The following is a 14,035-nucleotide window of genomic DNA, read 5'->3' on the forward strand; positions in this document are numbered from 1 at the left end:
CAGTGCTTGAAGGCCGTACGGACGTCCCGGCGCTCGGCGGCGAGCGGCAAGGAGTGGGTGGCGCCGGATGGCCGGAGCAGCCGATCCTCGACGCCAGCTGATCAGTTCCTGCGACAGCCGGGGTTGGCGGTCAGGTGATCGTGTACGCGCTGCCGGGGAAATCCCAGCCGTCGGTGCCTTCGCCGATGTCGTCACAGATGACGTAGTCGATGAAGTCGTCCTGGAAGGCATCGTCGTCGAGCTCACCCTCGCGCCACAGCGAGTCGATGGAGGCCCAGTGTCCGTTGCGCCCGTCGATGCGCAGGGGCGCGGTGCCCCTGGCGCCGCGGTCGCGTGCGTCGTCACCGGTTTTGACGACGCCCCGGATCTCGAACTGGTGCTCCTTGAAGGCCTGCGGGATGGGGCTGGCCGCGATGGTCGCGGCCGCTTCGTAGGCCTGGCGGATGATCTCGCGGTAGCTGCGGCGCACGGGGTACTCGTCGTCCGCCAGCCACTTCAGCAGGGTCTGGTGGGTGATACCGAGGCCGGCTCGCGAGAGTTCGGTGTAGCCGCGGTGGGTTTCGGTGAGGTGGACGAGTTGGGCGTGCCAGCCCTTGGCCCGGTAGGACTTCAGCCGTCCCCTGGGCTGGACGTGGTAGGCGGCCAGCAGGTTGTTGAGGGCGGCGCCCAGGGTGTCGCCTTGGCCCTGGGGCATCAGGTGTCACTTCCCTGCTCGTTTTTGACCTTGACCTCGCCGAAGCCGGTTCCCACTTTGTACTTGCCGGGCGCGGTGCCGTCCGGGGTCCAGAAGACGGCCTCGTCGACGTTGCGCAGGGCGATCAGCGTGTGGTTGTCCTGGACGGCGCCCCAGGCTGTGATCCAGTGGCGTACGGAGGCCTCGGCGACCACGCTCATGCGCCAGTCCGGGCGCCAGAAGGGTGAGTTGACGCGTTCGCCCTTGGGCCAGAGCAGACGCAGGGCGATGGACAGGCGTCGCTTGTACTCGATGTAGGGCTGGCCGGTCGTGATCAGCTCGGCGCGGGCGGTCCTGGCTGCCTGGTAGAAGGGCTTGAGGAGGGAGTTGTTCGCGCGTCCGGTCCAGGAGTCGTGGATGTGCAGCTGCCCGTCGAGGTGGCCCTGTCGGATCAGTTTTTCCAGGATCTCCATGTGGGGCGTGGTGACCCAGACCCGGCCCTGGTCGTCGGCGCGGTCGGCCAGGCGCCCCAGGGGGTGCGGCATGTGAGGGTGTTTCCAGGCCGGTACGTCGATCTGGAACACGCCCGCCTGGTCCTTGTCACGGTGGTCCAGGGGGCCGGTGTGCAGGAGCTTGTTCGGTGCCAGGGTGACGGCCGAGCAGGCGGAGGGGTAGGAGCCGTTGCGGTCGATCGTGCACAGCTGCCCGGGGCCGAATGGGTCGGGCGGCACGATGAGCTGGTGGCGTTTGCCGCCGCGGGTGCGCACGCTGTCCACATCCGGGTGCACCCAGCGGGGCTCGCCGTCCATGACTTCGTTGAACAGGGTCCAGGGTGGCTGATCTCGCTCGTCTTTGCGGATCACCTGGATCGGGTGCATCTTCGACCGGCTGATGGCCTCCTTGAGGAGGCGCAGGGCGGGGAAGGGTGCATCGTCACCTTCGTCGTCCTCGTCACCGGGCTGCAGCTCCTGCCCCGGCTGTTCGGGCTGCGGGGACGCCTGGTCGGCTTGAGGGTTGGCGTCGGTGTGCTGGGTGGGCGCAGCGGCGTGTGCTGCGGGTTTGGGGCTGGGCGGGCAGGGCGGTTGCTGCTGGGTCTGGTCGTGTTGCAGGGCGGTGATGAAGTCGTCCAGTGCGGTGCGCAGGCGGTGGGCTGCGGGGTGGTCGGGAAGGTGCAGTTGTGCGTCGTGGGCCAGAGCTGCGGTGTAGGTGCGGCGCTCGGGCAGGGTGTCGATGTGCTGGTTGAGCACGCTGTCGCGGTGGTCGGACAGGATCTGGACGGTGCGGGGGTCCAGGCCTTTGAGTGCTCCGGAGGTGAAGGGCAGGGCGGCGTCGACCAGTTCCTGCTCCGCTGCGGCGAGATGGTGCACGCCATCGTCCTCCGGTGGAGCAGGGGTGGGATGGGGTGGCGCGTCGGTGAAGCGTGCACGGCTCAGGTCGGGGCGCAGCGTCAGGGTGGTCTGCCCCAGGTCGCGTTCGGTGACGGTGACGGTGGCGGTGTCCGCGCCCGGGGCGAGGCTCAGGGTGAGGGTCACATCAGCGTCCAGGCTGCGCACCGCGTCGGCGTCATCGGTGTTGAGGACGGCCAGGACCGGTACCGACTGCTGGCGGGCCAGGTGCATCAGGGTGCGGACCGCGGCAGGCACCCGGGGGCCGGACAGCGGCAGGTGAGGGTCAGCGGCATGGTGCAAGCGGTCCACGACGACCAAGGCCAAGTCGTCCGCGTAGGGGGCGGACTCGGCGATCGCCTCTGCGGTCAGGCCTGCACCGTCATCGACCAGGAGCGGGGCCTGGGTCAGGTGTGCGCCGGCCTTCTCGGCGGCAGCTCGCTCGGGGGCGGTGAGCGTGCCCGCGCGCAGCTTGCGGTGCTCCGTCCCGGACTCGGCTGCGATGATCCACCGGGTCACGTCGGCCGCGGTCAGGCCCGCGGCCGCATACAGGACGCCGCGCCCGTCGCTGAGTGCGGTGCGGCGCGCGGCGGCGAGGGCCAGCAGGCTGCCGCCCGCCCCGGGTACGGCAGCCACGAGGGTCAGTTGGCCGGGCTGCAGGCCGCCGGTGGCCGCGTCCAGTTCCGCCAGACCGAAGGTGCAACCCGGCGCCGTGGGGGTGAGGATGTCACCTACTTGGTCCTTGAGGGATACCAGCTTGCGTGCGGGTCCGGCCGCCGGTGCCGAGGGCTTGTCGCTGTCCACCATGTCCTTCTTCGGGTGTGGTTGTCGGGGCGGTTCAGGCCGGGCGGCCGAAGAGTTGGTGCGCCTGGTCGAGGCGCTTGGCCCGGTCAGCGGCGGCGGCGCGGGCTTCCTGGTCGGGGGCGGTAACAGTGTCCAGTTCGGCCTGGGCTGCGGCACGAAGGGCACTGGGCTTGGCATGCAGACCGGCGGCGCCGGGGATATTCGGTGCCAGGTGCTGCAGCAGCTGTTCAACGCCGGCGCTGGCGGATTCGGCACGGGTCCCGGAGTGTTCTGCGGCGGCGCAGAGGCGGATCGTCAGGGTGAGGAAGTCGGTTCGGGCGGAGGTGTCTGCGACGATGCGCTGCTGCAGAGGCCAGGTGCTGAGCGTCAGCAGGGCCCTAGCCGGCGTGAGCCGGTCGGCGGTCAGCGCCGGGCAGATGTAGGTGCGGACGGCCCGGGTGGCCATATAGCTGGCTTCCTCATCTCTGCGCAGGCCGGTCATCTGCCGAGCGGGCAAGTCGCTGCCGTAGAAAGCCTGGTGGACAGCCCGGATCATCTTTGGTGCAGCCGGCGCACCGATCAGGGTCAGAGTGTCGAGGACCTGCTCACGCAGTGGCCGCAGACCCCGCAGACCCCTCTGGCGACTGATGGGTGGCTGACCCGTAACGTCCTGGCCGCCGGGAACGACCAGCGCGTCCCAGGCGGACTGCGTGGCATGCAGATCAACGCGGAGGGATTCAACCCGTCTACGATCCCCATCGGCCCGTGCGGTGCGCATCGCACGCCGCAGATGCGCCATCTCCGTCTCGAGGGCTTCCAGGGCGTCTTCCACTCCGTCACCCTACCTTACGTAACACAACTTTTCCTGTAATTTCTCTACTTCCGACAACGGCCACACCTACGCTGCGCCCTCCTGCTGACCGTCGCGGCCTGCCCCCCTGCCGATACACGCCGCCTTAGGTCAGTTCACAGCATGGTCAAGGAGAATGGGCCGCTCCGGTTGTCCGTACTATCGCTGTGTCAGGGCATCTGTGTACTGAATATTGCTTGTCACCCCGCAGGCCCGGGCCCCAACCCCGGTCCCGGGAAGCACACATGTGCAGCAGGCTCTTCAACTCCGGCCCCAGGTCCGGGAAAGGTTGTGCGCCCCATGTCCGAGAACGTTTCCGCCACCGAACTGACATCGCAGTACACCGCTCAAGTCCGTGCCGACCTCGAACGCAACACCAAGGAGCAGCAGCGCCTCGGTGCGGAAATCGCCTCCTTGCAGGAGCAGTTGGTGGCCCATCAGCGTGACCACGCGGTACTGGTCAGCATCCAGCAGGCGCTCGGTGAGGAGCCGGCTTCCCCGGAGCCGGCGGCCCCGCAGGAGCGGGCCGCGGTGCCCGCCCCCCGTACGAAGAAGAAGTCGCCCGGCTCCGATGCCACGGGCAAGCGGGCGCGGGTGACCAAGACCGCTCCGCAGCAGGCGGCCGCAGGCAAGGGCGCTGGGAAGGGCGCCGCCAAGAGCTCCGGGAAGGTGACAGGAAAGGGGGCCGCCAAGAGCTCCGGCAAGGAGTCCGGCAAGGCTGAGGCCGCCCAGCCTGCCAAGGCTGCCAAGCCGGCGCAGCCGACGCTGGTGGAGCTGATCCGCGGGCATCTCGCCGAGCAGAGCGAGCCGCGCTCGGCGGCGGAGATCGCCACGGCCCTGGGCCAGGCCCACCCCGAGCGCAGCGTCAAGACGACCGTGGTGCGCACCACGCTCGAGGGGCTGGTGGCCAAGAGCCAGGCCCAGCGCAGCAAGCAGGGCTCGTCCGTCTTCTACACCGCCGCTTCGGCGCCGGTGCTGGTGCCCGAGCAGGCGGCACCGGCGCAGGGCGGGGAGCAGGACGGCAAGACGCAGGGCAGCAAGGCGCAGGGTGAGGAGCAGGCCGCGGCTGCCGGTGCATGACCTTGCTCTTGGCCTCACTGCGGCAGGCCGGTGCCGACCGCAGTGCTTGGGGCAGAGTGCCGCGCAGGACTGGGGCAGCACCTGCGCATATACCAGATGACGCCCAAGGGCGAGCAGCGGCAGTTCAGCAACGATCTGCCGCTGGCTTTCCTGGGGCTGCGCGAATCCTTGCGGCCAGACCTTGGGCATGGGGCCAACATGAGGCGCCATAAGCATGGAGAACCCGTCGCGGCGCCAAGACGCTGACCCCGGCGGGCATCTCCTTGCGGGGATGTGCTGGGTGACGAGGTCGTCCCGGGGCCGAGCCGACGCCATCGAGTCAGCCTGATCAGGGTTCAGCAGCCGGTTTAGGTCACACTGAACAATCGGGCAGGAACAGTGGTGGTGGGGAGCGGGAGGGCCAAAGGGTGGGGCGTCCTGAGAAGTCGGTGGATCCCAACGAGGGTCCGGTGCAGCGGTTCGCATATGACTTGCGGAAACTGCGGCTGGAGGCGGGCGGCCCCACCTACCGGGAGATGGCCCGCAGAACCCACTACTCGGTTACCGCACTCTCCCAGGCGGCAGCCGGGGAGCAGCTGCCAAGCCTCGCGGTGGCGCTGGCCTATGTGGCGGCCTGTGGCGGAGATACCTTCGCGTGGGAGAAGCGGTGGGACGACGTGGCGGCGGAGGTGACCACCGCTCCCCGTGCCGCCGATGGTGAGGAACCGCCCTACCGGGGACTGGCTCGTTTCGAACCCGGGGATAGCGAGGTGTTCTTCGGGCGTGAGCAGTTGGTGGACGACTTGGTCGAACTGCTTCGCATACACCGGTGCGCGGCCGTGCTGGGGCCGTCCGGCAGCGGCAAGTCCTCCTTGTTGCGTGCCGGTCTCGTCCCCCGCCTGCGCCGCTCCGAGCCGTCCGAACCGCGTCCGGCGGCCCTGCGCATCCTGACGCCGGGGGAGCATCCGGCGCGCACACACGCCGACAAGCTGGAGCCCGCCGCTGGCGAGGGGGACACCTATGTCCTGGTGGACCAGTTCGAGGAGCTCTTCACCCTCTGCACCGACCCTGCGGAGCGAGAAGGGTTCATCCGCCGGCTGCTGGCCGCTGCGGAGCCCGGCAGCAGGCTTCGCGTGGTGCTGGGCGTGCGCGCCGACTTCTACGGCCACTGCCTGCGTCACCCGCAGTTGGTGGACGTACTGAAGAACGCCGCCGTTCCGGTGGGGCCGATGGGACCGGCGGAGCTGAGGCAGGCGATCATCAAGCCCGCCGCCGCACGGAACACGATGGTGGAACGTGCCCTCACCGCACGCCTGGTGGACGAACTCGCCGACGAACCGGGTGGTCTGCCGCTGCTCTCCCACGCCCTGCTGGAAACCTGGCGCCGCCGCTCGGGAAGAATGCTGACGTTACGGGCGTACGAGGCAGCCGGTGGTGTGCGCGGTGCCATCGCCCAGACCGCCGAGGATGTGTACGGATCTCTTTCCCCGGAGCGCGCCGAGCTGGCGCGGCTGGTCTTGCTGCGTCTGATCACCCCAGGCGAGGGCGCCCAGGACACCCGCCGCCCCGTGAGCCGCGCCGAGCTGGACTTCGCCCCTGAGGAGGAGATCAGCGCCGTGGTGGGCGAGTTGGTCGGTGCCCGGCTGCTGACCGTGGACGACGGCACGGTGGATCTGGCTCACGAGGCCCTGATCACCGCCTGGCCCCGGCTGCGCGGATGGATCGACGAGGCCCGTGAAAGCCTGCTGGTCCACCGGCGGTTGACCGACGCCGCCCACGCCTGGCACGAGCTCGGCCGGGAACCGGGCTCGCTGTATCGAGGGACACGGCTGGACGCGGCGAGCGAGCAGCTGGCGGACACCGACCTCACCGCGTTGGAGCGTGGCTTCCTCGACGCGGGCCGCGCCGCGCGCACCACCGAACTGCGGCGCCGACGCGGCCTGCTCGCCACTCTCGCTGTCCTGGTCGTCCTCGCCCTGGTCGCCGGCATCACGGCCTGGCAGCAAAACCGCACCAGCGACCGCCGCCGCGTGGAGGCCGAAGCCAGACGCATCGCCGCGGTTGCGGACGCCATGCGGTTCGCCGACCCCGCGACAGCCATGCGGCTTTCCGCCGCCGCCTGGCGGCTCGCGCCCACCCTGGAGAGCCGCTCGGCGCTGCTGAGCGCCATGGCCCAACCGGAGCAGGACGTCTTCCCCATCCCCGGCCTGGCCTTCGGCCCGGCGTTGAACCGGCTCACGGCGGACGGACGCACTGTGCTGTCCATCTCCGCGCGGCGCGTGGTGGTCTGGGACGTGCGCACCCAGCGGCGCACCAGCTCCTACCGGGGTCCGGGCCGAGCGCTGTCGGACATGGACCTCGAGCCGGACCTGGAGCCGAACTGGGACATCAGCCCCGACGGTCGACTGCTTGCCCTGCCCGCGAAGGAAGACGTGCGGCTGTGGGACGTACGAGCCAGCCGGGTGGTCGCCACCCTGCCCGTGGGCGCGGCGGTGTCGGCGCATTTCGGCGCGGACGGACGCCATCTGACGGTGGTCGGCCAGGACGGTGAGGAATTCCAGCGGACACAGGTGTGGGATCTGCGCGACCGACGGCGCCTGTCGAGTGTGCGCGCTCCTGTAGTGCAGGAGTACCCGACCAGTGTGAGCGCCGATGGCCGCGCCCTCGCACTGTGCCGGGGCCGCCATCATCTGGAGGTACGGGACCTCCGCACAGGGCGGGTCCATCGCCTTTCGCGGGCCGCGAGCGCTGCCCGGGTCGCTTGCCCCGACCAGGACCGCTACGCCCCGGGAGTGTTCGCTCTACGGCCGGGCGGTGATGTGCTGGCGGCCGTGGACGACAACACGATCCGACGCTGGGTCGTGCGCACGGGCCGCGAACTGCCCCGCCTGGACCTCGAGGATGCAACCGCGGTGCGCTTCAGCGCGGACGGTACTTTTCTGGCCGCCACCACGGGCACGGAAATCGTGCTGTGGCGGCACAACGAGCCGGATCAGCCCGTCTTCCGCCACCAGCTCATCGGCGAGATGATCACCGAATTCTCCCTTGCCCCCGACGCCTCTGCTGTGCAGTACCTCCGTCGGACCGGCACCTCCGTCGCCTCACTCGACTTGCAACCGATCGTCCGCGCCGACTGGCAGAAACGTCCCTTCGAACAGGCCCACCTCGCCGGTGACAGTCGCACCGCGGCCGTCCTCTCGCGTGAGCCGGGCCAGGCCGGCGTCCGGCTGATCGACACCCGCAGCGGCCGGGCCCTCACCACCCTGCCCGAGCCCCCCTGCCCGCCGGACGCCGATGCTTCCGTCTCCGATACCGAGGAGGACCCTTCGGGCTGCTCGGAACTGATGGCGTTCAGCCCCGACGGCCGTCGTTTCGCCTACGTCAGAGTCTGGAGCAATACCCGGCAACGGCAGCGGATCACCGTGTGGGACACAACGAAACACCGCAAGGTAGCCGCCCTGGACGCCGGCCCGGCGGCGGTGAACGAGATCACTGGTCTGGCCTTCGACACCGAGGGGCACAGCCTGCTGATGGCGCGCGGCTCTGACACCTGGGCGCTGGAGCGCTGGGACCTGGGCACCGGCAGACGGACAGACACCCAGTCCGCCGGCTCCCATCTGGGCAGCAGCATTCAGTCGGGTGGCTCCGGAAGAATCCTGGCCGTACGCCCGGACGACGCTCTCGTTGTTTCCAGCGATGACGAAGTCATCGACCTGCGCGCGAGGCGCGTCCGTTCACTCGTGCTCAGCGACAGCGGCCTCCCCTTTGCCGGAGCGTTCAGCAAGGACGGCACCCGCTTCGCCGTCGGCGACGCCAGCGGGCGAGTCACCATATGGGATGGCGATGTGCATCACCGTCTCAGCGTGTTCAACGGCGCCTACACAGGCGACCGCGAAAGCGCGCAGGACTCCGTAGTCGCGCTGGCCTTCTCCCCCGACGGCCGCACTCTCGCCGTGGTGGGCACCGGATCCGTCCAGCTGTGGGACGTCGCCTCGGGACGCTCCCTGGGCTCCCCCTTGCCCACCTCCGGCCAGTACATCTCCAGTGTCGCCTTCTCCGACGACGGCACCAGCCTGTACGCATCCGGCGCGCGAAACCCCGCCGAGCCGATCGACTTGGCGCCCGAGCGTCTTCTGCGCCGGGTCTGCGCGCGCGCCGGCTCCGGGCTGTCACGGGCGGACTGGCAGACCTACCTGCCGGACCTTCCCTACCTCCGAACATGTTGAGTGCTGCCGTCCTCGGCTGTGCTGTCCGGCCCGGGGGTTCAGGCCGCGCGGGAGCGGGTGGAGGCGGCGGAGACGGAGCTCGGCCTGGAGCTGTGCGCGTCCCCACGCAATACGACCTGCGACTGCACATGAAAGCCCTATAACTACACAAGAAGAATTTCAGGCCTGAATTTGAGCAATCAGGCCATTCAAGTCATTGGATCATTCAATATGACGAATCGGGCGTCTTCTCGACTAGGCTAATGAGTGCCAGCCGGAGAATTTCTCTGACTGAGCAAAAGGGAAGGCGTACCTCATGCGCTCCACGCGCACCACCCTCGTTCCCCGTACGGTCTTGATCGCCGCGATCGCCGCGGCCGGCCTGGCCTTCACCCCCGCCCTCGCCTCGGCGACGGCCCCGGCCAAGACGAGCAGCACCAGCACAGCCCCCGGCTTCGGCATCCTCGGGCTCCCCGGCGCCAACGGCGCCAACGGCGTAGGCAGCAACGGCGGTGTCGGCGGTCTCGGCGGCACCGGGGGCGCGGCCGGCGCCAACGGCAACGGCGGTACCGGAGGTGCCGGAGGCAACGGCGACGGCAGCGCGAGCACCGGAGGCGCAGGTGGCACCGGCGGTGCCGGTGGCGCCAACGGCAACGGTGGCGCAGGCGGCTTCGGCGGCGCGGCCAAGCTCGGCGGCACGGGCGGCAAGGGCGGAGTCGGTGGCGTAGGCGATGCCGGCGCCGGTATCGCCGGCGGCAAGGGCGGCAACGGCGGCGCGTCCATCGTCGGTGGCGGCCACACCGGCGGCAACGGCGGCGCAGGCGGCGCAGCCAGCCCGGTGTGCCCCGGCAAGCCCGGCGGCAACGGCACCGCAGCCACTCTCACAGCCGACGGCACCACCGGTGCCACAGGAGCAGCCGGCAAGACCACCCTCCCCTGCTGAACGGACTCCCGGGCAAACAACAGGCCCGTGACCCATCGGCTGTCAGGACCGGAGTACAGGCCCGACCGTGACAGAAAATCCAGGACACAGTCAGGTGTCACGTGCCCAGTACGAGACACTGAGACGTGGTGAACGGTTCACGAGAGCGCCCGGCTGGAAGACCTCCAGCCGGGCGCTCTCTCGTCCAAAAACTTCAACGGCCGGGGCGTACGGGCCAGGGATCTTGTCGGCGTCACACCGGACGACGTGGACCATTTAGGGACTGAAGGGCTACGAGATCGCGCGCGAGCTGAATGTTTCCACCGGTCTGGTGTCCGTCCGGCTCAAGGAAGCCCGCTCAGCCGGTGTCGAACTCACCGGCTACGCCGCTGCCGGTGAAACCCACGTGGTTGCGGAGGTCTTAGCGGGCTCTGGTCCACTTGCTGTGGACGCGTACGCAGCGTGACTATCGATCTCATCGTGACGGTGGCTGAGATAGCCCGAAAATCGCCCGGCCGGTGTGCGGTGTGGTCGACAGTGCTGCGTCGTGAACGAAGTACGACCGCAACTCGAAGAGTTGCTGTTCTCCTCATCGGAGGACGTGGTGGTGGAGTCGGTCGAGACGACCGACATGGCCGTCCGGGTAGAGGCCCTGAGTACTGCCCGGCAGGCGACCTGTCCGGACTGCGAGAACCTGTCAGGGCGAATACATGGTTCCTATCTGCGGTTTCCTCGTGATCTGCCGGCGGCGGGCAAGTCCGTCGTAGTGGCATTGAGGGTGCGCCGGTTCGTCTGCCCGGAGAGCTCTTGGTCCGCGCAAGACATTCGTCGAGCAGGTGCCGGGCCTCACCCGCCGGTTCGGCCGACGGACGGAACGGCTACGATCGACGCTCATCTCAGTCGGTCTCGCGCTCGCGGGCCGGGCCGGGGCTCGCATGACTGACGTCTTCGGGGCGCCCGCCAGCCGCAACACCCTGCTACGGCTGATCTCCTCGATCCCGGATCCGCCTATTGCCGCGCCCCGTGTGGTTGGGGTGGACGAATACGCCCAGTGCAAGGGACAGGTCTACGGGACCGTACTCGTCGACGTCGAGACACGTCGTCCGATCGACCTCCTGCCCGACCGGAGGCGGACACCCTCGCGGCCTGGCTCGCCGAGCGACCCGGCATCGAGATCGTCTGCCGCGACCGCGCCCCCTTCTTCGCCGACGGCGCCACCCGCGGTGCCCCGCAGGCCATCCAAGTGGCCGACCGGTGGCACCTCTGGCACAACCTGGGCGAAGCCGCCGAGAAATGCGTCCACCGGCATCGCGGCTGCCTGCGCCCCACGCCGGAACAGCCGGAGGAACCCCAGGAGGAGGTGGAGTCGGCTGCGTCATCGCCGTGGCCCACAGGACACCGCTTCGCCGAACGCACCCGCTCCAAGCACGCCACCATCCACGCGCTCCTCGCCGCCGGCCACAGCAAGCGGTCCGTCGCCCGCCAGCTCGGCATGACGCTCAACACGATCCTGCGCTTCTCCCGCGCCACCACTCCGGAGGAGATGTTCACCGGTCAGTGGCAAAACCGTCCCACCAGGCTCGACGCCTACAAGCCCTATCTCGATCAGCGTTGGCAGGAAGGCTGCACCAACGCCTGGAAACTGTGGGAGGAGATCAAGGAGCAAGGCTATCCCCGCGGTTACGCCGGCGTCCGCGCCTACGTCAGCAGGAACCTGCGCGGCAAGCCCCAACCGGTCGGAGCCCGGCCGCCATCGGCCCGCGCCGTCACACGCTGGCTTCTCACCCACCCCGACGCCCTCCCCGAAAGCGACCGGATCCAGCTCAAGGCCGTCCTGGCCAACTGTCCCGAACTCACGGCGCTTTCCGAGCACGTGCGCTCCTTCGGCCACATGGTCGCTCACCTTCAGGGCCATCAGTTGCCGACCTGGATCGAAGCAGCCACCGCCACTACCGACCTGCCCAGCCTCCGGCACTTCGCCCAACACCTCGAACGCGACCTCGACGCCGTGACCGCGGGCCTCACGCTGCCCTGGAACTCCGGCGTCGTGGAAGGCCATGTCAACCGGATCAAGATGCTCAAGCGGCAGATGTTCGGCCGCGCAGGATTCGAACTCCTCCGCAAACGGGTCCTGCTCTACGCATAGGACTCCAGATCAGGAGTCTTCCTCGACGAGGCCGAACCCTTCAGGGAAGCCCAGCAAGAAGTCGCGACGCGACGGATCGTTCTCCTGCGAAGCCATCGAACCGAGCAAATCCATGAACTCGCTTCGCTGATCATCCGACAGATGAGACATCAGAGCAGCGACACCCTCCAGGACCTTCACCGCGTCATCCGGGTCCATCTGCTCGTCCTCGCACCTTTCGACGAACCAGAGGACGTCGACCAGCGCCTCTGCCAGAGCACGGGTCAGCGACGGATACCCAGACACAGAACGACCTCCTCCACGGCGACTGACAGAGCACGGTCATCTCACCACACACCACTGACGTCACCGCCGGTGAGCTCTTCACAGCAAGTGGACCAGAGCCCTAACTGACGTTCACAGTCAACGGCCTTGCAAGTCGGGCATTCGACACGGCGCATCCACGAGTGCACGAGATCCGTCTCAGCATCGGACCGGAGGTGCCGTCGCCACTTACCACCCCACGGAATGCTCTGCGATCCGTTCTCCACGCCCATTGGCCCCCCTGAGTCCGGTGGTGTGCGCCCTCTTGCCGGCCGTGAAACTGACCGTGCCTGCGCTGACGCCCTTCAGCGGTCGAACGGGGGAATGCCGTCCAGGCCGCTCTCGGCGAGGATCTGTTGGACCGTGTCGTCCAAGGCGCTGGCCGCGTCGATGACGGTCTCCAGGCCGTCGGGGAGCAGGTCTTTGTCTCGGTACCAGTCGCGCAGGTGGCCCTCGTTGACGTGCGCGAGGTACTCGGCATCTGGTTTCGTCGCGTGCCGGAGCACCGTCTCCTCGAAGGGCACGTGGAGGTAGTAGCACCGTGTGACGCCCTGGTGGGCGCGCACCAGGGCCTGGAGCATCGTGCCGTAGCGGTCGGCGTACAGGATGCCTTCCAGGACGACGTGGAAGCCGTTGTCGAGGGCGTAGCGGGCGGTGAGGTCGATCAGGCCGATATTGGCACCGCCGGGCCGGTCGCGTTCGCGCAGCACGATCCGGCGGAGGTTGTCCTGGGCGACGATGGCGAGGTTGCGGCCGAACTTCTCGCGCAGGCCGGCTGCGACGGACGACTTGCCCGAGGCGCTGTTGCCGCGGAGCACGATGAGGCGCGTGTCGCTGGTCCCCGCGGTGCCGTGCGCGGCCTCAGTCACCCGCGGCTCACCTGGATTCGGTTGTTGTGGAAGTGCTCCCAGTCCATGACCAGGCGGAAGCGGCGGTGGGCTTCCAGGCGCTCCGCGTCGGCTGGCGCCTCGCCGCGCTGGACACGGGCATCGCCGGATTTCACGAGTTCCGCAAGGGCGAGCCGGACGTCGTCGACGTCCTGGCCCGTGGCTGCCGCCAGCCGGTCCAGGGAGGTGAGGGTCTCTGCCGGTTCACCCAGATCGTTGACCAGATGGTCGATGAGGGTGTCCAGGAGCGGGCCGGTGTGCATCATCCAGCGGATTTCGTCGAGGCGCTGGTTGAGTTCGGGGTCCAGGGGCAGCAAGTGGCCGGGCAGCGGCAGCACGGCGGGCATGGACCATCGGGTGCCGTCCGGCGTCTCTGCGCAGCGGGCCAGGCCCCACGACAGGTAGAGCTCGGACAGGTCCCGCACGGTGGTGGGCACTGGGAAGCCGGCTGTCGTCAGCATGGTGCTGAACTGCTCCCAGCGGACCGCCTCGCATGCCTCGCGGCCCTCGGGCGCGTCCTCGTAGTCCCATTCCTCATCGGGCCAGGAGAAGGTGAGGGAACTGTCGAGGTCGCCGCCGATCATGTCCCAGCGGCCGTCGAAGATCTCTTGCAGGAGGTCGTCCAGGGAGCCGGTGAAACCGGGCTGGCACGCCGTCCCGATCAGCATGGTCAGCGGGAAGCCCTGACGGGGCAGGACGTACTCCCAGCCCGACACCCACCAGTCGTTGTGCATCGCCAGGTCCCGGCGCGGGCCGGACACAGACGTCTTCTCAGTCATCCGCAGCTCTTCCTCGAAACACCTCGATGCCCGCAGCGTACGC

The 14,035-nt window shown here is 68.9% G+C and carries 11 protein-coding genes; 5 read left to right on the top strand and 6 right to left on the bottom strand.

Annotated features, from left to right (window positions below; all coding sequences use genetic code 11):
* Positions 1–130: 130 nt before the first annotated feature.
* The 3 genes from ACZ56E_RS35905 to ACZ56E_RS35915 are packed head-to-tail and all read right to left on the bottom strand — an operon-like array spanning position 131 to position 3,673.
* Complete coding sequence (locus ACZ56E_RS35905; RefSeq protein ID WP_471220853.1) at positions 131–694, bottom strand: hypothetical protein; 564 nt, start codon at positions 692–694, stop codon at positions 131–133.
* Positions 694–2,865 (bottom strand): DnaB-like helicase C-terminal domain-containing protein, encoded by a 2,172-nt coding sequence (locus tag ACZ56E_RS35910; protein ID WP_471220855.1) that lies wholly within the window; start codon positions 2,863–2,865, stop codon positions 694–696. The genes ACZ56E_RS35905 and ACZ56E_RS35910 overlap by 1 nt, the downstream gene beginning before the upstream one ends.
* Positions 2,866–2,896: 31 nt before the next feature.
* Positions 2,897–3,673 (bottom strand): hypothetical protein, encoded by a 777-nt coding sequence (locus tag ACZ56E_RS35915; protein WP_471220857.1) that lies wholly within the window; start codon positions 3,671–3,673, stop codon positions 2,897–2,899.
* Positions 3,674–3,991: 318 nt separating this feature from the next.
* Here ACZ56E_RS35915 and ACZ56E_RS35920 point away from each other — a divergent pair, with 318 nt between their 5' ends.
* The 5 genes from ACZ56E_RS35920 to ACZ56E_RS35940 all read left to right on the top strand — a co-directional run bounded on the left by ACZ56E_RS35920 (position 3,992) and on the right by ACZ56E_RS35940 (position 12,023).
* On the top strand, positions 3,992–4,771 hold the full coding sequence (locus ACZ56E_RS35920; RefSeq protein ID WP_471220859.1) for a hypothetical protein: 780 nt from the start codon (positions 3,992–3,994) through the stop codon (positions 4,769–4,771).
* Positions 4,772–5,220: 449 nt separating this feature from the next.
* On the top strand, positions 5,221–8,976 hold the full coding sequence (locus ACZ56E_RS35925) for a WD40 repeat domain-containing protein (protein WP_471220861.1): 3,756 nt from the start codon (positions 5,221–5,223) through the stop codon (positions 8,974–8,976).
* 295 nt (positions 8,977–9,271) lie between these two features.
* A complete protein-coding gene (locus ACZ56E_RS35930) occupies positions 9,272–9,898 on the top strand; it encodes a hypothetical protein (RefSeq protein ID WP_471220863.1) in 627 nt (208 codons plus the stop codon).
* A 610-nt stretch (positions 9,899–10,508) separates the two neighbouring features.
* Positions 10,509–10,820: a transposase family protein gene (locus ACZ56E_RS35935; RefSeq protein ID WP_471221005.1), complete on the top strand. Its 312-nt coding sequence runs from the start codon at positions 10,509–10,511 to the stop codon at positions 10,818–10,820.
* A 108-nt stretch (positions 10,821–10,928) separates the two neighbouring features.
* A complete protein-coding gene (locus ACZ56E_RS35940; protein WP_471220865.1) occupies positions 10,929–12,023 on the top strand; it encodes an ISL3 family transposase in 1,095 nt (364 codons plus the stop codon).
* A 9-nt stretch (positions 12,024–12,032) separates the two neighbouring features.
* Here ACZ56E_RS35940 and ACZ56E_RS35945 read toward each other — a convergent pair whose 3' ends face one another.
* The 3 genes from ACZ56E_RS35945 to ACZ56E_RS35955 all read right to left on the bottom strand — a co-directional run bounded on the left by ACZ56E_RS35945 (position 12,033) and on the right by ACZ56E_RS35955 (position 13,992).
* On the bottom strand, positions 12,033–12,308 hold the full coding sequence (locus ACZ56E_RS35945; RefSeq protein WP_471220867.1) for a hypothetical protein: 276 nt from the start codon (positions 12,306–12,308) through the stop codon (positions 12,033–12,035).
* A gap of 323 nt (positions 12,309–12,631) precedes the next feature.
* Positions 12,632–13,195 (bottom strand): AAA family ATPase, encoded by a 564-nt coding sequence (locus tag ACZ56E_RS35950; RefSeq protein WP_471220869.1) that lies wholly within the window; start codon positions 13,193–13,195, stop codon positions 12,632–12,634.
* Positions 13,192–13,992, bottom strand: a complete 801-nt coding sequence (locus ACZ56E_RS35955; protein ID WP_471220870.1) for a DUF6042 family protein — start codon at positions 13,990–13,992, stop codon at positions 13,192–13,194. The genes ACZ56E_RS35950 and ACZ56E_RS35955 overlap by 4 nt, the downstream gene beginning before the upstream one ends.
* Positions 13,993–14,035: the final 43 nt, after the last annotated feature.

This window comes from Streptomyces sp. NPDC039480 (assembly GCF_055597165.1).